The sequence below is a fragment of the Halomonas alkalisoli genome, assembly GCF_021412585.1.
Lineage (GTDB): Bacteria > Pseudomonadota > Gammaproteobacteria > Pseudomonadales > Halomonadaceae > Halomonas > Halomonas alkalisoli.
The window spans coordinates 54,648-74,244 of the sequence record NZ_JAKCMI010000041.1; the positions used below are offsets into that span (position 1 = coordinate 54,648).

The 19,597-nt window shown below is 63.4% G+C and carries 22 protein-coding genes and 3 tRNA genes; 4 read left to right on the forward strand and 21 right to left on the reverse strand.

Annotated features, from left to right (window positions below; genetic code table 11):
• Nucleotides 1-9: 9 nt before the first annotated feature.
• The 15 genes from LY622_RS18290 to LY622_RS18360 form a co-directional block, all read right to left on the reverse strand.
• The gene (locus tag LY622_RS18290) at nt 10-864 is read right to left on the reverse strand and encodes a YybS family protein (protein WP_234282131.1); all 855 of its coding nucleotides are present in this window, start codon (nt 862-864) and stop codon (nt 10-12) included.
• Nucleotides 865-876: 12 nt separating this feature from the next.
• A complete protein-coding gene (gene rpsR, locus LY622_RS18295) occupies nt 877-1,104 on the reverse strand; it encodes a 30S ribosomal protein S18 (RefSeq protein ID WP_027967732.1) in 228 nt (75 codons plus the stop codon).
• A 26-nt stretch (nt 1,105-1,130) separates the two neighbouring features.
• Complete coding sequence (rpsF, locus tag LY622_RS18300; protein ID WP_043512854.1) at nt 1,131-1,514, reverse strand: 30S ribosomal protein S6; 384 nt, start codon at nt 1,512-1,514, stop codon at nt 1,131-1,133.
• Nucleotides 1,515-1,677: 163 nt separating this feature from the next.
• Entirely contained in the window at nt 1,678-2,538 is an 861-nt protein-coding gene (gene rlmB, locus LY622_RS18305; protein ID WP_255762641.1) for a 23S rRNA (guanosine(2251)-2'-O)-methyltransferase RlmB, read from the reverse strand.
• Nucleotides 2,538-4,958, reverse strand: coding sequence for a ribonuclease R (rnr, locus tag LY622_RS18310; RefSeq protein ID WP_234292189.1), 2,421 nt, complete (start codon nt 4,956-4,958; stop codon nt 2,538-2,540). The genes rlmB and rnr overlap by 1 nt, the downstream gene beginning before the upstream one ends.
• A 200-nt stretch (nt 4,959-5,158) precedes the next feature.
• On the reverse strand, nt 5,159-6,874 hold the full coding sequence (locus LY622_RS18315) for a Na(+)/H(+) antiporter subunit D (protein ID WP_234292190.1): 1,716 nt from the start codon (nt 6,872-6,874) through the stop codon (nt 5,159-5,161).
• A 24-nt stretch (nt 6,875-6,898) separates the two neighbouring features.
• A complete protein-coding gene (locus tag LY622_RS18320) occupies nt 6,899-7,195 on the reverse strand; it encodes a hypothetical protein (protein ID WP_234292191.1) in 297 nt (98 codons plus the stop codon).
• Nucleotides 7,196-7,216: 21 nt separating this feature from the next.
• Nucleotides 7,217-8,695, reverse strand: coding sequence for a monovalent cation/H+ antiporter subunit D family protein (locus tag LY622_RS18325; protein ID WP_234292192.1), 1,479 nt, complete (start codon nt 8,693-8,695; stop codon nt 7,217-7,219).
• Nucleotides 8,692-10,179, reverse strand: coding sequence for a monovalent cation/H+ antiporter subunit D family protein (locus LY622_RS18330; RefSeq protein ID WP_234292193.1), 1,488 nt, complete (start codon nt 10,177-10,179; stop codon nt 8,692-8,694). Before LY622_RS18330 ends, LY622_RS18325 begins: the two co-directional genes overlap by 4 nt.
• Nucleotides 10,180-10,181: 2 nt before the next feature.
• Complete coding sequence (locus tag LY622_RS18335) at nt 10,182-10,532, reverse strand: cation:proton antiporter subunit C (RefSeq protein ID WP_043510469.1); 351 nt, start codon at nt 10,530-10,532, stop codon at nt 10,182-10,184.
• The gene (locus tag LY622_RS18340; protein ID WP_234292194.1) at nt 10,532-10,951 is read right to left on the reverse strand and encodes a Na(+)/H(+) antiporter subunit B; all 420 of its coding nucleotides are present in this window, start codon (nt 10,949-10,951) and stop codon (nt 10,532-10,534) included. The genes LY622_RS18335 and LY622_RS18340 overlap by 1 nt, the downstream gene beginning before the upstream one ends.
• Entirely contained in the window at nt 10,948-11,490 is a 543-nt protein-coding gene (locus LY622_RS18345; RefSeq protein ID WP_234292195.1) for a DUF4040 domain-containing protein, read from the reverse strand. Before LY622_RS18345 ends, LY622_RS18340 begins: the two co-directional genes overlap by 4 nt.
• A gap of 23 nt (nt 11,491-11,513) precedes the next feature.
• Complete coding sequence (gene mnhG, locus LY622_RS18350; RefSeq protein WP_234292196.1) at nt 11,514-11,843, reverse strand: monovalent cation/H(+) antiporter subunit G; 330 nt, start codon at nt 11,841-11,843, stop codon at nt 11,514-11,516.
• The gene (locus LY622_RS18355) at nt 11,840-12,127 is read right to left on the reverse strand and encodes an MrpF/PhaF family protein (RefSeq protein ID WP_234292197.1); all 288 of its coding nucleotides are present in this window, start codon (nt 12,125-12,127) and stop codon (nt 11,840-11,842) included. Before LY622_RS18355 ends, mnhG begins: the two co-directional genes overlap by 4 nt.
• Nucleotides 12,127-12,660 (reverse strand): Na+/H+ antiporter subunit E, encoded by a 534-nt coding sequence (locus LY622_RS18360; protein WP_234292198.1) that lies wholly within the window; start codon nt 12,658-12,660, stop codon nt 12,127-12,129. Before LY622_RS18360 ends, LY622_RS18355 begins: the two co-directional genes overlap by 1 nt.
• Before the next feature lie 155 nt (nt 12,661-12,815).
• Between LY622_RS18360 and LY622_RS18365 the strand changes: the two genes are divergently transcribed.
• From LY622_RS18365 to LY622_RS18375, 3 genes are all read left to right on the forward strand, one after another.
• A tRNA-Leu gene (locus LY622_RS18365) sits at nt 12,816-12,902 on the forward strand.
• A gap of 68 nt (nt 12,903-12,970) precedes the next feature.
• Nucleotides 12,971-13,057 (forward strand) — tRNA-Leu (locus LY622_RS18370).
• Nucleotides 13,058-13,099: 42 nt separating this feature from the next.
• Nucleotides 13,100-13,186, forward strand: a tRNA-Leu gene (locus tag LY622_RS18375).
• A 117-nt stretch (nt 13,187-13,303) separates the two neighbouring features.
• Here the strand turns inward: LY622_RS18375 and LY622_RS18380 are convergent.
• The 5 genes from LY622_RS18380 to coxB form a co-directional block, all read right to left on the reverse strand.
• On the reverse strand, nt 13,304-14,197 hold the full coding sequence (locus LY622_RS18380) for a DNA/RNA non-specific endonuclease (protein ID WP_234292199.1): 894 nt from the start codon (nt 14,195-14,197) through the stop codon (nt 13,304-13,306).
• Nucleotides 14,198-14,278: 81 nt separating this feature from the next.
• Nucleotides 14,279-14,554: an Lrp/AsnC family transcriptional regulator gene (locus LY622_RS18385; protein WP_043510462.1), complete on the reverse strand. Its 276-nt coding sequence runs from the start codon at nt 14,552-14,554 to the stop codon at nt 14,279-14,281.
• 118 nt (nt 14,555-14,672) lie between these two features.
• Nucleotides 14,673-15,023 carry a hypothetical protein gene (locus LY622_RS18390; RefSeq protein ID WP_234292200.1) on the reverse strand — a complete coding sequence of 117 codons (351 nt, stop codon included), beginning with the start codon at nt 15,021-15,023 and terminating at the stop codon, nt 14,673-14,675.
• Nucleotides 15,023-17,551 (reverse strand): cytochrome c oxidase subunit I, encoded by a 2,529-nt coding sequence (gene ctaD, locus LY622_RS18395; protein WP_234292201.1) that lies wholly within the window; start codon nt 17,549-17,551, stop codon nt 15,023-15,025. Before ctaD ends, LY622_RS18390 begins: the two co-directional genes overlap by 1 nt.
• Nucleotides 17,548-18,543 (reverse strand): cytochrome c oxidase subunit II, encoded by a 996-nt coding sequence (gene coxB, locus LY622_RS18400; protein WP_234292202.1) that lies wholly within the window; start codon nt 18,541-18,543, stop codon nt 17,548-17,550. Before coxB ends, ctaD begins: the two co-directional genes overlap by 4 nt.
• Nucleotides 18,544-18,645: 102 nt before the next feature.
• Between coxB and LY622_RS18405 the strand changes: the two genes are divergently transcribed.
• Nucleotides 18,646-19,110 carry a DUF2231 domain-containing protein gene (locus tag LY622_RS18405; protein ID WP_234292203.1) on the forward strand — a complete coding sequence of 155 codons (465 nt, stop codon included), beginning with the start codon at nt 18,646-18,648 and terminating at the stop codon, nt 19,108-19,110.
• A 51-nt stretch (nt 19,111-19,161) separates the two neighbouring features.
• Here LY622_RS18405 and LY622_RS18410 read toward each other — a convergent pair whose 3' ends face one another.
• On the reverse strand, nt 19,162-19,581 hold the full coding sequence (locus LY622_RS18410; RefSeq protein ID WP_234292204.1) for a CopD family protein: 420 nt from the start codon (nt 19,579-19,581) through the stop codon (nt 19,162-19,164).
• Nucleotides 19,582-19,597: the final 16 nt, after the last annotated feature.

The window sequence follows — 19,597 nt, forward strand, 5'->3', positions numbered from 1 at the left end:
AACCTCTTGTCAGTCGCTGCGGGGGGCCAGACGGCCGCGGAAGTCCGCGAACACATCGATAAAGGCCACCAGCAGCACGATCAGAATCATGGGCCAGGTGGTGATCAGCAGCAGATAGAAAGCGATCAGCCACAGCCCGTTCATGCCCTTCATACCGATGAAACCATGCACCAGGGCGATACCGGCCACCAGCAGCGGCACCCAGGCCAGCATGCTCAATGACGGAATGCCCAGCACCATGCCCACCACACCCAGCACGACCAGTACGACCAGCTCACGCAGCGTGAGCCGCAGGGCGTGAAACTCCTCCCGGAAACCGCCGGGATTATAGAGTCCCGCCTGCCAGGCGCGGGCCAGGGCCAGGCAGCCGATAGCGGCCACCAGCACCACCAGGCCGGTGATACCACCGATCAGCAAGGTGGCCAGCTCCTGGGTGTCGAAGCCCTGGCGCGCCAGCTCGGTGAGCATACGGTCGATCTCGGCCGAGCCCTGGCGTAGCTGCTCCAGCAGTTGCTCGGTGCCACCCGGTGGAATGAAGATGCCCAGCTGGATCATCATCGCCCCGGCAAGGGTGCCGACGATCAGCGCTTCGCTCCAGCGCATGCGCTCTCGCAGCACCACCGCCATCAGCGTGACCAGCAATACGCTGGCCAGCGGAATGGCATCCCCCTGGGTCCACCACCATCCGGCCGGGACGGCAGCCGCCACGAGCACGGGCAGCGCCGGAGCGAGCCCCCGCCGCAGGGTCGCCAGTGCCACGATGGCGGCACTGAACCAGAACAGCCAGGGAATGATGGCGGCCAAGGCAGCCCCGCCTGCGGCATAGGGCGTGCCGCGCATCAACCAGCGGGCAATCGGTAGCATCGGTTACGTGGCTTACTGGTGGCTATCGGTGTAGGGCAGCAGTGCCAGGTAGCGCGAGCGCTTGATGGCAGTCGCCAGCTGGCGCTGATAGCGGGCCTTGGTACCCGTGATCCGGCTGGGAACGATCTTGCCGGTCTCGGTGACATAGGCCTTGAGCGTGTCCAGATCCTTGTAATCGATCTGCTTCACACCTTCGGCGGTGAAACGGCAAAACTTGCGACGGCGGAAAAAGCGTGCCATGTAAAGACTCCTTCAGGCGGTGCGGATCAGTTGGCTTCGGCAGTTTCTTCGGTGTCACGTGACCTGTCGTCACGACGCACACGCTTGTCGTCTGCCGGCTTCATCATTGGCGAAGCTTCAGTGATGGCTTCCTTGCAGCGCACCACCAGGCTGCGAATGATGGCGTCGTTGAAGCGGAAGATGTTCTCGATCTCATCGAGAGTCTCGCCGCTGCACTCGACGTTCATCAGCACGTAGTGAGCCTTATGGATCTTGTTGATCGGGTAGGCCAGGTGACGACGGCCCCAGTCCTCCAGACGATGCACGGTGCCACCACTTTCAGTGACGATGCTGGAGTAACGCTCGACCATGGACGGCACTTGCTCGCTCTGGTCCGGATGGACCATAAATACGATTTCGTAATGACGCATGGAGTCTCCTTGCGGGTTGGCAGCTTCCGCGTGAGGCCGCTTCGGGCCTTCAGGGGAAGCAAGGAGTGATAGTCAAATGGAAGCGCCCGCTCACACAGGAACGGGCGCATGCATTCTAGAGAGCTGCGGCGCCACTTGCAAGGACGCTACGGCAGGTATCCGTTCAAGGCTGGCCGCCACGCCGCTGACGCACGGCTTCGAAGAGGCCGATCCCCGCCGCCACGGAGACATTCAGGCTCGACACACTGCCGGCCATGGGCAGCTTGATCAAGGTGTCGCAGGCCTCACGGGTCAGTCGACGCATGCCCTTGCCCTCGGCGCCCATGACCAGCGCGACCGGGCCGGTGAAATCGGCATCGAACAGCGCCGTCTCGGCCTCCCCGGCGGTGCCCAGCACCCAGACGCCAAGCGTCTTGAGCCGAGCCAGGGCGCGGGCCAGGTTGGTGACCTGGTAGACCGGAACGCTCTCCGCCGCCCCGCTGGCAACCTTGCGCACCGTGGCATTGAGCGGCGCCGACTTGTCCTTGGGCACGATCACGCCATGGGCACCGGCGGCATCGGCACTGCGCAGGCAAGCACCGAAGTTGTGCACATCGGTCACCCCGTCCAGCACCAGCAGCAGCGGCGGCGCCGCCAGTGGCCAGGCTTCCAGCTTGAACCAGAGCGAGGCCTCGCTCTCGGCGCACAGCGGCGGACAGAACGCCACGACCCCCTGATGCGAAGCGCCCGAGGCCAGGCGTTCGAGGTCGTCACGGGGTCGCACCAGAACACGGGCGCCGCCCCGGCGAGCCATCTCGACCAGCTCGGCCAGGCGCTGTTCGGCATCGCCCTCCTGCACCCAGAGCTCTCTGGGCGTGTCACCGCGGTCGAGCAGCGCACGCACGGCATGCACGCCGAAGACGGCATCGAGGCCAGCCGGCGCCCCGCTCGCACCCTGGGCGGGACGCTTGCCGCCACCATGGCGCTCCCGGGTATCGGGGCGCCCCCTGGCTTGCTGGCGGGGCCCCCTGCGTCCGACTCCCATCAGCTGCGTGCCTTGGGCTTGCGCGGACCGCGGCGACGCTTGCCGCCCTTGCCCTTGCCGCCCTTGGCGTCATCCTTGCCGACCTTGGCGTCACCTTTACCGCTGCCGGCAGCCGGCGGTGTGGCGCTGTCCGGCTCGTTGGCACCACGCCGCTTGCGAGGCTGTCGCTTGGGACGCGGCTTCTCGTCCTCCAGGGCGAAATCGATCTTGCGATCGTCGAGGTCGACACGCGCCACCTGCACGGTGACACCGTCGCCGAGGCGATAGCTCATGCCGGTACGTTCACCCTTGAGACGGTGCTTTTCGGGCTCGTAGTGGTAATAGTCCGAGGGCAGCGAGGTGACGTGCACCAGGCCTTCCACATAGACCTCATCGAGGCGCACGAAGATGCCGAACTGGGTCACCGAGGCGATGGTGCCCTCATAGACCTCGCCCAGCTTGTCGGACATGAACTCGCACTTCAGCCAGTCCTCCACGTCGCGGGTGGCGTCATCGGCGCGACGCTCGGTCATGGAGCAGTGCTCCCCCAGCTCGAGCATCTGCTCGAAGGTATAGGGACACCACTTGCTGGGCGGCTCCACCTTGCCGCCTTCGGCGCGCAGCACCGTGGCGGTCTGGCGCGGCCCGCGGATCACCGAGCGGATGGCCCGGTGCACCAGCAGGTCCGGATAGCGGCGGATCGGCGAAGTGAAATGGGCATAGGCCGGATAGGCCAGGCCGAAGTGGCCTTCATTGTGCGGCGAATAGACCGCCCGGCTCATGGAGCGCAGCATCACGGTCTGGATCACGTCGGAATCGGGACGATCCTTGATCACCTCGGCCAGGTCGCGGTAATCCTCGGGGCTCGGGTCGTCACCGCCGCCAAGCGACAGCCCCAGTTCATTGAGGAACAGGCGCAGCTTGTCCAGGCGCTCCGGCGAGGGCTTTTCGTGGATACGGTACAGCGCCGGAAGATCGTGCTTGTCGAGGAAGCGGGCGGTGGCCACGTTGGCGGCCAGCATGCACTCCTCGATGATCTTGTGGGCATCGTTGCGCGAGCGCGGCACGATCTTCTCGATCTTGCGCTCCTCGTTGAAGAGAATCGCCGTCTCGGTGGTCTCGAAATCGATGGCGCCACGGGCCACGCGTGCCTCGCGCAGCAGCCGATAGAGCGAATGCAGGTTCTGCAGCGAAGGCACCAGGGCGCGGTACTCCTCGCGCAGTGCACTCCCCTCGTCGCTCCCCTCGTCGAGGATGGCGGCGACCTTGTTGTAGGTCAGCCGCGCATGCGACTGGAAGACCGCCTCGTAGAAGCGATAGCGACTGATGGCGCCGGACTGGGAAATATTCATCTCGCAGACCAGCGCCAGCCGGTCGACGCTGGGATTCAGCGAGCAGAGCCCGTTGGAGAGCAGCTCCGGCAGCATGGGCACGACCTGGCCGGGGAAATAGACCGAGTTGCCGCGGGTGATCGCCTCCTCGTCCAGGGCGCTGCCGGGTCTCACATAGTGGGAGACGTCGGCGATGGCCACCAGCAGCTTCCAGCTGCCCGACTTGGTCTTCCAGGCACAGACGGCGTCGTCGAAGTCCTTGGCCGACTCGTCGTCGATGGTCACGAAGGGTACGTCGCGCAGGTCGATGCGATGCTGCTTGTCGGCGTCCACCACCTCGGCCGACATGCCGGCGATCTGGTCCTGCACGTCCGGCGGGAACTCCGAGGGGATCTCGTAGCTGCGGATGGCGATATCGATCTCCATCCCCGGATCCATGCGCTCGCCGAGCACCTCGACCACCTCGCCGACTGGCTGCACCCGGGTCTCGGGCTGCTTGACGATCTTCGCCGAGATCACCTGACCATCCTTGGCGCCGCCACAGGCGCTATGGGGGATGATCACCTCCTGGGTGATACGCGGGTTCTCCGGAATCAGCACGCCGAACTCGGAGGTGTTGGCGCGGTAGACGCCGACGATGGTCTGGGTATTGCGCGAGAGCACCTCGGCAATCGTCGCCTCGTCGCGACCGCGCCGGTCGCGACCGCTGACCCGCGCCAACACGGCGTCGCCGTGGAAGACGCGGCGCATCTGCCGCGGCGGAAGCACCAGGTCCGGCTTCTTGCCGTCGTCGCGCAGCAGGAAGCCGAAGCCGTCACGGTGGCCAAGCACCTTGCCCTTGATCAGGTCCAGCTTGTCGATCAGCGCGTAGGCACCGGCGCGGTTGCGCAGCACCTGGCCGTCGCGCTCCATGGCGGCCAGCCGACGGCGCACCGCTTCCTGGAGCTCCTCATCGTCGAGGCCCAGCATGCGGCTCATGTTTTCATGGGTAACCGGCTTGCCGTGCTCTTCCATTCGGGCCAGCAGGTATTCGCGGCTGGGGGCGGGCTTGTCGTACTTATGGGCCTCGCGGCTGGCGTGCGGGTCGTCGCTGAGCGTCCAGTGGGTCATGCGTAGGGCATCCTTGGCAACATCGGGGACAGCGTTCTCGAGAGGGCGCAGGCAGTGCGCCGCGGGCGTAGGGTCTTGCTATTAGGGTCTATTGTCATTGGCGCAGTATAGCGCCGGTACCGGTTTGGCCCAACCATGGCGGCGCGATCCGGTCGCACATCGGAAAACCGCAACGCAATCGCGGATAGATTCAGGCGGGGTCAGATGTAGTAGAGCAGCAGCGAAGCGGTCAGTAATACGGCCACCCAGAGCACCATGCTGCCGGTAGGCCAGGTGCGCGCCAGAATGCCCTTTGGACCATGGTAACGCAGGGCCTGGGCGACGATGCGGCGCAAGGGCCAGCGCATGGCCGCAAGCAGGTTGTGCCATGCGCTCGTGCCGTGGCGGTGGATCAAGCCGACGGCATGCGGGGCCGCCACGCGATAGAACCAGTCCGTGTCGAGGGTGATCTTGTCCTTGGGCGTCATGAATTTCAGCAGGACGAAAAAGACCAGGCCCACGAAGGAGAGAAGCTGCAGGTCCCAGAACACATGAGCCAGCGTATAGGCGTTGTAGCCGACCGGCTGATTCGGCAGCATCTGGTACAGCCACTGCGGATACACGCCGATGAAAATGCAAAGGAAAGCCGCGATCCCCATGGCAACCAGCATATTGGTCGGTGCTTCCCGGGGGCGCAACCCGCTGTCACGCCCCAGGAAGGCGAACCAGGGCAGCTTGAGGCCCACACTCAGGAAGGTGCCTGCCGACGCCAGCGAGAGCATCAGCCAGACAAGCGCCGCCTGGTGGTCTGCATAGGCCTCGAGGATCATCGTCTTGCTGACGAAACCGCTCGTCAGCGGCAGCGCTGAAATCGAGAATGCGGCGATCATGTAGAAAACGAACGTCAGCGGCATGTAACGGTACAGCCCGCCCAGCTCGGTCAGCTTCGTGCGCCCAGTCATATGGATGATGGCCCCGGCGCTCATGAACAGCAGCGCCTTGTAGAGAATATGGGTGAAGGCATGGGCCGCGGAGCCGTTCAGGGCCATGGCGGTGCCCAGGCCGATGCCGGCCACCATGAAGCCGACCTGGCTGACGATGTGATAGGCGAGCAGCCGGCGGATATTGTTGGCCAGCACCGCATAGGTGACCCCCCAGAGCGTCATGACCGCTCCCAGCCAGATCAGCACTTCGGTTTCGGGAAACCCCCGCATCAGGGTGTAGACCGCCGTCTTGGTGGTGAAGGCACACAGAAATACTGCCCCGGTCACCGTGGCCTCCGGGTAGGCATCGGTGAGCCAGGCGTGCAGAGGAGGCACGGCGGCATTGATCAGGAAGCCGATCAGGATCAGCCAGAATGCGGCCCCCCCGGCCCTGATGTCGTTGAAACTCAGGCTCCCGGTCTGAGTGTAATAAATCACGATGCCGGCCAGCAGGAGGACACCGCTGACCGCATGTACCATCAGGTAGCGAAAGCCGGCCGCCAGAGAGGCTGCCCGGCGATTTCGCCATATCAGCCAGACCGATGAGAGCATCATGAGCTCCCAGAAGATATACAGCGTGGCCAGGTCACCGGCAAACACGACTCCCATGGCGGAGCCGGCATAAATCAAGCCGGCCACGTGCTGGATAGTGTCACGCACATGGAGAGCATAGATGGCGCCGATCAGCGCCATGATGGCGAACACATGGGCAAAGACCAGGCTCAGTGCGTCCGCACGACCCAGGATCAACTCCATGTTCAGGAATTGAAAACTGGCATGGGTGCCAGGAGCGGTACCAAGCACTGCGAGAAGGGCCAGCGTGGGCACAGCCAGGAGGACCAGCTTCTGCAGCACCCCACGCAGAACCGACACCAGCAACCCGCCGAGGATCAGCAGCAGGGAGGGTGAGAGCCACTCGACAAGAGGCCAGTCGATCACGAACCACTCATGCATGACGCCGGCCCTCCAGAGATCGGCTCAACTGCGTTCATCGGAGACATCATCAAGCGCTCGGTATGGCGTCAGCTCATCGTCGTAGTACCCTTCCCGACGATAGGCCAGCCCCAGGCCCAATACCTTGGCCAAACCGATGAGAATCAGGCATGCCAGAGCCCCGAACAGGGCGCCGAATCCCCCCCAGGACTCCCAGGCAAAGCGATCATAGCCGGATGGGATCAGCAGGTCCGCGATGACCAATGCCGCCATGGCAGCCAGCAGCGTCCGTTTCAACCGTGTGGCATTGCGTACCAGTCGATCGAGCAGTTTGACGAGCATGTAACCCCCGGTTCCTGGGTATCAATTTCCAAAAATTCCGCCGAGCATGGCGCGTAGCGGGTCCGCCGCCAGAAACAGCGCCATGCAGCCCAGCGCCGTGATGCACAGTGGCACCACGCACAGCAGCGGTGCCTCCCGGATCCCACGACTTTCCCCTTCCTTTGGCGGCATCAAGAACGCCCTCACTGCCGGCCTCAAGAGATAGGCGATATTGAGCAGCGTGCTGAGCATGATGACCAGGACCATCAGGAGCTGCCCGCTGTCGGCCGCCCCCAGCACCAGATGCCATTTGCTCCATAGCCCGCCCATGGGAGGTACGCCGATCACCGCCAGCGCTCCGAGCAGGTAGGCGCCCATGGTGAAAGGCATGCGTCGACCAATACCATCCATCTCACTGATATTCGTTTTCTTGCTGGCCACGTAGATGGCGCCGGCACAGAAGAACAGGGTGATCTTGCCAAAGGCGTGCATGACGATGTGCATGCTCCCGCCGATGGCCGCCAACTCATGGGCCAGCATCGCACCCAGCGTGATGTAGGAGAGTTGGCTGACCGTGGAGTAGGCCAACCGGGCCTTGAGGTTGTCCTTTTGCAGCGCCACGAGCGATGCCGACAGCAACGAGAAGGCGGCGATATACATCAACAGGTCCGCACTCCAGAGCTCTCTGAGGTAATCCTGACCGAAGATGTAGGTGCTCACCTTGAGCACGGTGAAGACCCCGGCCTTGACCACCGCCACGGCGTGCAGCAGCGCGGAGACGGGGGTGGGCGCCACCATCGCGGCAGGCAGCCAGCGGTGAAACGGCATCAACGCAGCCTTGCCGATACCGTAGATATAGAGCAGCAGCAACAGCCCCCCCAGGGCGTGGCTGACGTGGCCTTCCATGATCCCGCCTTCGGTGAAGCTCAAGGACCCGGCCAGCCACCAGGTGGCGACAATCGCCACCAGCTGGAAACCAATGGACGTACCCAGCAACAGCACCAGGTAGGTACGCGCCCCTTGCTGGGCTTCACGATTGCCCTTGTGGGCTACCAGCGGATAGGTGGATAGCGTCAGCACCTCATAGAAGATAAAAAGCGTGAACATGTTTTCGGCGAAGGCAATGCCCATTACCGAGAACAGGGCCACTGCGAAACAGGCATGGAAGCGTGTCTGCTTGCTCTCGTTAGCGCCGCGCATGTAACCGATAGCGTACAGCGAGGTGATGATCCAGAGGCTGGAGGCCACCAGCGCGAAGATCATGCCGAGCGGCTCGACCTCGAAGGCCATGCTCAGGCCCGGCAGCAACTCGATCAGCGTAATGGCGGGCCGCCCGCCCGACAGGACAGCAGGCAATATCTGCAGGACCGTGGCGAACAGCAGCGCCGCGATGGCCACCATCAGGCCATCGCGAAGATTGGGATGGCGGCCGTTCAGCGCAATCAGCACAGCTCCCAATGCCGGGATGACCAGGGTGAGCGGAATGGCCACTGTGGCCTCCATGAACGGGAACGGACTCACCGGTAGTCTCCCATCAATGCCTCGGCGGCACGCTCGGCCAGGCCCACCGGCAGGGATGTCTCGATGCCGAAGTAGAGGCAGGAGAGCGTGAGAAACCAGGTGGGAAGCAGCAGCGACAAGGGGGCTTCACGCACCCTGATTCGCCTTAGCGGAGCACGGAAAAAGGCCACTTCCACCACCCGCCAGATATAGAGCAGGGCCAGCACCGACGTTCCCAGCACAAACACGGCTATCGGCCATAGCCCTCCGTCCAGGGCCGCAAGAATCAGATGCCACTTGGTGACGAAACCTGCTGTCAGCGGGACACCGATCAGGGACAGCCCTGCAATGACGAAGGCCGTCATGGTCCAGGGCATCCGCTGCCCGGCACCGGTCATGTGGATCAGCGAAACGCCGCCGAGCCGATAGGCGATACAGCCCAGCGCCATGAACAGCGCCGCCTTGGTAATCGCGTGATTGAAGAGGTGAAGTAGTGATGCCATCAGCCCCAGGGTGCTGGCAAAGCTGATGCCCAGGATGATGTAGCCCACTTGGGCCACGCTGGAGTAGGCAAGCATCCGCTTGATATTGGTATGGAAGATGGCAACGATGGACGGAATCAGGATGCCGAGCATTGCCAGGGGCATCAGCAGCAGGTTCATTTCGAGGACATTGAAGCTCAGCTCATGGCCAAACACGCCGAAGATGAAGCGCATCAGCACATAGATGGCCACCTTGGTTGCCGTGGCGGAGAGGAACACGGTGACCATGGACGGGGCATAGGCATAGGCATTGGGCAGCCACAGGTGTAGCGGAAAGAGTGCCAGCTTCAGCGAGATGCCCACCACGATAAAGGCCAGCGCAGCACGCACCGTCCTGGTGTCATTGACTGCCGGCAGTCTCTCCGCCAGGTCCAACAGGTTCAGGGTGCCGGTCATGATGTAGAGAAAGCCGATGCCGATGAGCAGGAAAGTGGTTCCGATCGTCCCCATCATCAGATACTGGTAGGAAGCCATCACGGCCTGTCGCTCGCGGCCCGTGGCGATCAGTGAGTAGGATGCCAGAGCGGCAATCTCGAAGAAGACGAAGATGTTGAAGGCGTCACCGGTGATGGCGATCCCCAGGAGCCCGCAATTGGCCAGCAGGAAGGCGGCATAGAAGTAGCCATGCTTGTCTTCCCGAACCTCGCTCGCCACGCTGAGCCGTGCGAAAGGCATGACCACCGCGCTGATGAAACAGATCACCAGCAGCACCAGAATATTGACGGAGTCCACCCGGTACTCGATCCCCACCGGCGGCAACCAGCCGCCCATGTGGTAGGCCACGACCCCTTCCGCCCGGACGCGGATCAACAGCAGAAGGGAGATGGCCAGGGTGAGCCAGCTGGTCAGGGTGGCAGTGGCCCAGGCAGCGCGGGGCGAGCGAGCCATGAGCATCACCAGCGGTGCCGCCAGCATGGGCACGATGACCTGAAATGCCGGCAGGTGAAGCTGAACCAACCCCATCACTACGCCTCGTCCTGAGCGTGGATCTCATCTTCCTCGATAGTGCCGTAGAGCTCATGGATGCGCACCACCAGGGCAAGGCCCACGGCGGTCAGGGCGACGCCCACCACGATGGCGGTCAAGATGAGCACGTGAGGCAGAGGGTTGGAGTAGTCGCTCACGCCCTCCACATGAATCGGCGCGGTCCCCCCCTCCAGCTTGGCCAGACTGATGAAGAAGATGAACACGGAGGTCTGAAAGATATTCAGTCCAACGATCTTCTTGATCAGGTTGCCTTGGGCAATGACGATGTAGAACCCCACCATCATGAGCACTACAACGATCCAGTAGTTATAGAGTCCGAACCACTCCATTACTCTCGCTCCCGACCGGCAAAGGCATAGAACAGGGTGAGAGCGACGGCAGCAACGGTAATGCCCACGCCCAGTTCGATGCCGATGATCCCAAGGTTTTCACCTGCCTGATCATTCTCAAGCAGGACCTTGTATTCCAGAAACTGCCCACCCAGCACGATGCAAGCCAGGCCAATACCGATGTAGAGCAGCACGCCGAAAGCGGCCAGAAGCCGGGCCGCCTCAGGGGGGATGGCCTCCTGCGCCACATCCAGCCCGAATATGAGGCTGAAGATGATGAAGCCCGCGGAGAAGATGATGCCAGCCTGGAAGCCGCCCCCGGGGCCATACTCGCCATGAAACTGGATATAAAGCGCGTAGATCACAATCAGAGGAATCATGATCTTGGTAACGATCCGCAGCACGATGTGATGTTTCACAAACGCGTCTCCCTGCGACTGGGCGTCTCCCGGCGACGCTTGCGCTGCCGAGCCCGGCCGCTGCCGATGATCAAGATCACCGCCACGGCGGCGGTGAGCACGACCACGGCTTCGCCCAGGGTATCCAGACCCCGATAGCTGGCCAGCACGGAGGTCACCATATTGGGGATGCCGATTTCCTCCACCGATTGCTGGGTGAAATGCGGCGCCAGGTGGTTATGAGCGGGAGCCTGCGGATCGCCGACCTTTGGCATGTCCAGGGTGCCGTAGATGAGAGCCCCACCCGTGATCACCACCACCACCAGCGCCAGCAGGTTCTGACGCGTAATGCGGACTTTTTCTTCACTGGTGGTCAACGCCAGCGTGGCCAACATGAGAATGATCATGATCCCGGCGCCGACGGCAGCTTCCGTCAGGGCGACATCAACGGCGTCGAGCAGCACGAACAGCGATGCCGCCAGCAGGCTGTAAATGCCAGTAAGCATGATCACCGCGAAGAGGTTGCGAATCCTCACCGCGGCAATCGCCACCAGGGCCATGAAGGCCAGCAATACGAGGTCGATCAGGGCTGCGATGAGTCACCCTCCTTGTCGGACCGCCAGGGGGACAACTTGCACTGGCGCGCCGTCTTGGTCAGTGCATGACTGGCTGCAGGCGCCGTAAAGAACAGAAACACCAGGGTAAACAGAAGCTTGGCGACCACCCCCAGGGAATCAGCCTGCAGCATCAGGCCGCCGAGGATCAGGATCATGCAGAGGGTATCGGTCATGCCGGCCGCCTGGATGCGGGAGTAGAAATCGGGAAAGCGCAGCAGGCCAACGCCGCTTATCACCACCAGTATGGCGCCGCTGACCAGCATCAGCCCGCTGAGCAGATCCAGCACCAGGCTCATGGCGACTCCTCCTCACCGCGCCGGCGCGACGCACCGAAGCGGCCCGACTCGAAGAACCGCAGGACAGCCACTACGCCGATATAGTTGAGCAGTGCATAGACAATGGCGATGTCGATGAACTCGGGGCGGCCGACGATGAAGCCAAGCAGGGCAATGAGCAGTACCGTAAGGCTGCCGACGACATTGACCGCAAGGAGTCGGTCGAAGAGCGTCGGCCCAAGGTAGGCGCGGATCAGCGCGCAGCCCAGGCTGAAGAGAACGGCCAGAGCGATGGCAACCAGCATCAGGGTTCCCCCTCGAGTCGAGTCACCCGCCGGTCCATTTCACCGCTCAGAACACCCTGCTCCAGCTCCTCGGTCAAGGCGTAGAACCAGACCTCCTTCTCGCGGACATAGACGGTCACCGTACCCGGCGTCAGCGTGATGGAATTGGCGAGAAACACTCGGCCCAGATCGGTTTCCTGAGTGGTGTCCAGCCGGCAGATTCGCGGGCTCAGGCTCTTGCGCCCCAAGACAATATGACGGGCCACCACCAGATTGGCCTTCACCACCTCCATCAGCAGCCAAGGCAGGTACTTGAGGATGGGGATCAGCAGATGGATGGGAAGCCCTTCCCGGTCCAGAATGCGCATGCGATATGCCAGGTACACCGTCAGGGCAACGGATACCCCCCCCAGCGGGACCAGAATGGCATGGGTCCATTGACCGGAGAGCAGCAGCCAGATGGCGGCCATGATGCCTGTCAGGCTGACGGCGTACTTGAGCACATCGAGCTCCTTGACCAACCACGGGAGTATCAGCGCATAAGCTGTATTCATCCTGCCTGATCCAGGGGGGATATGGCACGCTGCATGAGAAAAAATTTATCGTTATCGACCCTCGGCGGCCTGATCCACATCATGTTGGGCGCCGGGCGAAAATTTGACCGCTACTCTTGCATTGGGCCACAGTTTGGGTAAGATACGCCTCGCCTGCCCAGATGGCGGAATTGGTAGACGCGCTAGCTTCAGGTGCTAGTGTCCGTAAGGACGTGGAGGTTCAAGTCCTCTTCTGGGCACCATCGCTCTCTCGGGAGACGGTGGTCGGGTAGGCGCCCAAGTGCTTTGTCAGCTCGAAAGTCTCGTGTTCGCCCAGGTGGCGGAATTGGTAGACGCGCTAGCTTCAGGTGCTAGTATCCGTAAGGATGTGGAGGTTCAAGTCCTCTCCTGGGCACCATCCCAGGCTCGCGAACACGACGATAGATCGACAGCATGATGCGCCCAGGTGGCGGAATTGGTAGACGCGCTAGCTTCAGGTGCTAGTATCCGTAAGGATGTGGAGGTTCAAGTCCTCTCCTGGGCACCACCGCTCTCAATGAGCACATCGCGTCATGCAGGCTGAAGCATCTCCAGAGCGAAATGGAATCACCCAAGAAACCGCGACATGAGCGCGGTTTTTTTGTGCCCGCCAATCACCGAGGGCTTACTGAAACCGCCCCGGCAGCCGCGCCACCTCCTCCAGTGCCCACCCTTCGGCCACCACCTCCCCTTCCAGCACCTCGGCGACCTCTTCCGGCAGGCGCGGGAAGAAGTTCAGGCCGGTGCGTGCTTCCACCTCGTCGATGCTCACCAGGTAGTCGTCCAGCGGCTCGTCGCCGCGTACATCCTGGGGCATGATGAAGGCCAGCCCCATGGGCTCATCGGCCGGCACGACAATGATCTTGTAGAATGCCTCGGGAATCTCGACGAGCCCCACCCGGTTGGTCACGTTATCGAAGAAGCGCTCGGGAAAAACCGGGCCGGTGATCACCTGCACCACGCCGAAGCGCGGTACGAAGTGATCGATCACCACCTCTTCCAGCCGCTGCCAGAGGCGGCGGTTGAGGTCCGGCCGCTGCGGCGACATATTGCTCATCAGGAAAGAGTGCTGCTGCGCCTCGTAACCATGCACCACCGCAATGGCATAGTTGGGTGCCAGGTGCCCTCGGTCGTAGCCGCTGCCGGAGTAACTGTCCGCCGCAATCGGCCAGAGCGTACGCCAGTCACGACGGAAGCCGGGCCTGGGACCGGCACGCGGGTCGTCCACCTCGTGCAACAGGTAGCTGACCCAGAGCGGGTTGACCCGAATGTCGGACCAGCCGACGAGGAAACCGTCGTTGCGCAGGACGCGGTGCAGGGTCAAGGGTGTCAGGCTCTCCCAGGTGGGCACCCCCATCCAGCTCAACTGGTCGCGGTATTCCTGCTCCTGGGTGTACCAAAGGCCGCTGCCGACGACGACGAAAACGAGGGTGATACCGAACTGGCGGGTGCGTGAGCGCCAGCCTGACAGCGGCGAGCGCCGGCGCCTTCGCCGGCTGCGGGAGCGTGCTAGAGCCATGAGTCGATCCGGATGGTGCCACTGCCGGCACGCATCGGCACCGGCACTCAGTGTTCAGGGAGTGGAAAAGCGTTCGCCGGCTTACCAGCCCAGGGAGAACATGGTCTCGAGATCGTGACGGGAGTGGACCTGCATGGCATTGAGGGTCTCCGTGTCGCGAATGCCCTCGACGGCATTGAGGCGCTCGGTCACCAGTTCGGCCAGGCTCTCGAAGTCCCGGGTACGGGCTATCGCCACCAGATCATAGCGGCCACAGGTCGAGTAGACCTCGCTGATACCCTCGACATCGGCGAGACGCTCTGCCACCGCCTTGACCTGCCCCTTGTCGGTGTTGATCAGGATCACGGCATTCTGCATCGGGAACTCCCCCTGGAACTGGAACGTCCTGCGGCAAGCGCATCGCCGCGACCTGGCGCGAGTATAGCAGGCAAGCCGTGTCGACAGAATCGGCGCCGACATCGAACGCCCTGCCCGCTCACAGGCAGGGGGGCAGGGATATCACCGGGTAGCCAACGAACAGCGTGCCACCCGCCGAGAACAGGTAGATACCCGCGGAGACATGGGCGAAGTAGCGCTCGCGAAGAACCGAGGTCCTGCGCGCCGCCACCAACCCGGCCCGGGCCAGCCAGAGCAGCAACAGGGTAGTGACCAGCGTGGATAGACCCACGCCAATATTGATGCCGGTTAGCATGCCACGCTGAGGGTCGGGTGGCGCCATCGAACAGGCCACCGACAGTCCGGCATAGATCGCCACGAACCAGACGGCCCAGAGAATCAGGCCGCCCACCAGGTGGATCGGATGGGTCAGGCTAAACAGGTGCTTCATCACGCGCCCCCCAATAGGGTCGGCATGACCCAGATGGCCACGAAGAGGGTCCAGTAGACCACCAGGTTGTAGTGCCACAAGCGCAGTACCACGACCGGCTCCAGGGGCATCTCGGCACTGACGAGGCCATAGCCGACCCGCAGCCCTTGCAACAGACACAGTATGGCGCCCAGCAGCGCATGGAGCAGCACGTAGATCAGCGCTACCAGCAGCGTGGCGTCGTGTGCACTCTCGGTGGGCGCCAACTCCGCCTGCCAGATCACAACACCGATCAGCGCCGATTGCAGCGCCCCGAGCACACCGGTCAGGTACATACCACCGCCGAGCCCCGCATCGTTGCGTCGGCGCAAACGCCGCACCCGCCCGGCCAGCACGAACGTCCCGAGGGTCAGGGCCGCGCCCGCCAATACCAGCAGCGGCATCGAAAGCGGCGACGTTTCCGGCATCTGCCACTCCGGCGCCACCGTCCACAGGTAGAACCAACCGAACAGCAGTGAGAGATAGAGCGAGCCGTTGGCCAGGTGAGAGACCGACATGGTCCATACGCCCGGCCCATTCATGGTGCGATAGTGCAACGGCGGCTCGGTGGGCTCCAACGAGGCCTCGGGAGCCATCTTGGGATGCGCGCCGTTTTCCCAGGACCAGCGCAGCAGCAGCACGACAGCCACCAGGGCAGCGACGGCCCCTACCCAGTAGACGCGCACCAGCAGGCTGACACACACCGCGGCCAGGGCCAGGGCGGAGAACAACGGCCACCAGGAGTTGCTCGGCAGGTGGACGGTCTCGCGCAGCTTGCCGGTCAGGGCATCGCTGCCCCAGGTCTCCCGCCGGCCGTGCTGGATGTTGGCCAGGCCATGCCTGCCCTCGTAGATGGTGCGTGAGAGTTCGGGGTTCTCCCACAGCGGGTGGCGCGTCTCGACCTCGGGCAGGCTGACGAAGTTGTAGGCCGTGGGCGGCTTGGGCATGGCCCACTCCAGGGTATCGGCGCCCCAGGGATTCTGCGGCGCCTTCTTGCCGAAGCGAAAGTGGAGCGCAATATCGAGGATCAGGAGTGCCACGCCGATGGACATCATGAACCCGCCGACGGAGGAGATCAGGTTGTAGAGGTCCCAGCCCATGGCCGTATCGTAGGTGAAGACTCGCCGACGCATGCCCAACAGCCCGGTCCAGTGCATGACCAGGAAAGTGACATTGAAACCGAGGAAGATCAGCCAGAAGCTCCACTTGCCCAGCCGCTCCGAAGGCATGCGCCCCGACACCTGGGGCAGCCAGTAGTAGAGGCCGGCCATCAGCGGAAAGAGCATGCCGCCCACCAGCACGTAGTGCATGTGGGCCACCACGAAATGCGTATCGTGGACCTGCCAGTTGAAGGGCACCAGGGCCAGCATCACACCGGTCAGCCCACCCAGCACGAAGATCACCAGGAAGCCGACGATCCATAGCATCGGCAGCGTCATTCTCGGCCTGCCCAGCCACAGCGTCGAGAGCCAGACGAATATCTGGATGGCGGTGGGGATCGCCACCAGCATGCTCGCCGCCGAAAAGAACGCCAGCGCCAGCTGCGGGATGCCCAGGGTGAACATGTGGTGTACCCACAGCCCGAAGCTGACGAAGCCCATGATGACGATGGCCGCCACCACCCAGCCGTAACCAACGATGGGGCGCCCGGCGAAGACCGGGATCAGCGTCGAGACGATACCCGCCCCGGGCAGGAAGATGATATAGACCTCGGGATGGCCGAACAGCCAGAACAGGTGCGCCCAGAGCACCGGGTCGCCCCCGCCGGCCACATCGAAGAAGGGCATCCCGGTGGCGCGCTCCAGCTCGAGCAGGATGCTGCCGAGAATCAGCGGCGGGAAGCCGACCACGATCATCAGTGCCATGGCCAGGATGTACCAGGCAAACAGCGGCATCTTGTGCAGCGCCATGCCCTGGGTGCGGGTGCGCAATATCGATACCACCAGCTCCACCCCGGCGGAGAGCGCCGATATCTCGACGAAGGTGATCCCCAGCAGCCAGAAATCCGACCCGGGCCCCGGCGCATACTCACCGCTGCTCAGGGGGGTATACATGAACCAGCCGCTGGCCGGCGCCATCTCCAGCACCAGGCTGGAGGCGAGAATGAGGCCGCCGAACAGGTAGCAGAAATAGCCGAAGGCGGTCAGTCGCGGGCAGACCAGGTCGCGGGCGCCGATCATCTTGGGGATCATGTAGATCGCCAGTCCCTCGAGGATGGGGATGGCGAACAGGAACATCATCACCGTGCCGTGCATGGTGAAGACCTGGTTGTAGATCTCCGGCGACATGAAGTCGTTGTCGGGGAAGGCCAGCTGGGTGCGGATCAGCATCGCCAGCAGGCCGCCGATCAGGAAGAAGATCGCCCCGGTGACCATGAAGCGCAGCCCGATGCTGGTATGGTTCACCACGGTCAGGGCCCGCAGGCCTTTGGGATTGCCCCAGACCTCGTCCATTCCCTTGTGCAACCGCTGGATCTCAGGCGTCAGCGTCGCATCCTTGATATCGCTCATGGGTCCATTGCCTCCAGCCAGGCGCCGATCTCCTGCAGTGTCTCGGTATCGACATGGTTATGAGGCGGCATGCGGTTGCCGGGTTTAAGCGTCTGATGGTGCTGCAGCCAGTAGGCGATGGCGCCCTCCTCCATGGGCAGCACACCGGCACCCAGGGTGGGGCGGGAACCGATGTCGGTCAGGTCGGGCCCGACGATATCGTGAGTCACGTCATCGACGATGAGTGCCTCGGGGAACCCTGCGACCGTGTGGCAGGCCGCGCAGTGCTCTCCGAAGGCGCGAACCGCATCGCCTTCGTCACCGATCGGCTCGGGCGGCACACGCCGCTCCGCCAGCCAGGCATCGTAATCGTCTCGCTCCATTGCCTCGACGTGGAGCAGCATCCCCGTATGCTGGGCACCGCAGAATTCCGCGCACTGGGCGCCGAAGACGCCGGGCTCATCGGCTTCGAGGCGGATGGTGGTATAGCGCCCCGGCACCATGTCACGCTTGCCACCGAGACGAGGGATCCAGAAGGCGTGGATGACGTCAGCGCTGGTCAGGCGAAAATCGACGGGCTCGCCGGCCGGCATCACCAGCCGGTTGGCGGTGACCACGTCGCCCTCGCCGTTCTCTCCGGGATAGCGCACCTCCCACCACCACTGGTGGCCGACCACCTCGATGAGCTCGGCTTCACCCACCGGCAGCGGCAAGGGCAGCATGCCGCGGCCGGTGGGGGCGGCAAAGAGCAGTAGTGCAACGATACTGACCACCGGCAGCAGGACGCCACCACCAATGACCCAGCGCAGCATGATCCGCTGCTCCTCCCGCGGCGTTCGCTTCGGCTGCTCGCGGCGGCGGAAGGTGTAGAGCCACAGCGTGAAGAGGACCAGCGCAACGACGATACTGACCCCCAGCATGGCCCACCAGACCCAGAACTGAGCGCTTGCCGCCGGCCCGGCCGGATCGAGGATCGACATCTCCCCGGCGCAGCCGGCCAACGCGCCCGCCATCGGCACCGCCCACCAGGAGAGTCGGCCTGTGCGGTTGACCCGGCGGCGCCCAGGGCGTTGAATGCGGAAAAGAGAACTGTATCGATCGCAAAGGACGCGAACATGGCTGACCAACCGAAACGTTCGATCAGGAGCCGCGCCGCCATCGCCGGGCACCCCCTCCACCCGGTCATGATCCACTTCCCCATCGCCTGCCTGATGCTGCTCGTTGCCAGCGATGCCGCCTTCCTCTATACCGCAGAACCGTTCTGGGCTCGTGTCAGCCTGTGGCTGGCCGGGGTCGGGGCGTTGGGCGGCTGGGTCGCCAGCGCTGCCGGCCTGATCGACCTGGTCACGGTGAAGCGCATACGCCAGATGGTACTCGGCTGGTGCCATGCCATCCTGGCGGTGATGATGTTGTCGCTGGCTTCCCTCAACTGGCTGTGGCGCTTCAAGGACCCCGTCGACCTGCTCCCCTGGGCCGTTGCCCTGACATTGATGACGGCGGCCCTGATCGCCCTGGCCGGCATTCTCGGCGGCATGCTCGTCTACGACGAGGCGGTGGGCGTCGACATCGACGACAAATGACGCAGACCGTGCATGGATCGAGTGGCGCATCGTGACTCTCCTTGTCATGCCTCAGCCAAAGGGTTTGCTCAGCACCAGGATCAGTACGGCAAGCATCAGTGATGCCGCCACGGCAGCAACCAGCGCGCTCGCCGGGATCATGCCCCGCAGGCGCGCCTGCTCCAGGCGCACGATCAGCCCACCACACAGGACATGACAGAACACCATGCCCGTCACCGCCGCCAGCTTGAGCACCAGCCACCCCCCGGTGAGCTGCCCGACAATGAACAGCAGGGTCCCGCTCATGATCGCCACAAGGGCGAATGGCGTTGCAACATGGGTGAAGAGGAAACGCAGAATGACCGGCGCGGGAGCACGGAAGGACGAGACGCCCCGCGACATGGCGCTGCCAAGCAGCAGAGCCGGCAGGTAAAGCAGCGCGCCACACCAGCAGAGCAGGCTGGCGATATGCAGGATCTTTATCCACGGCATGACAGCGTCCTTGCAG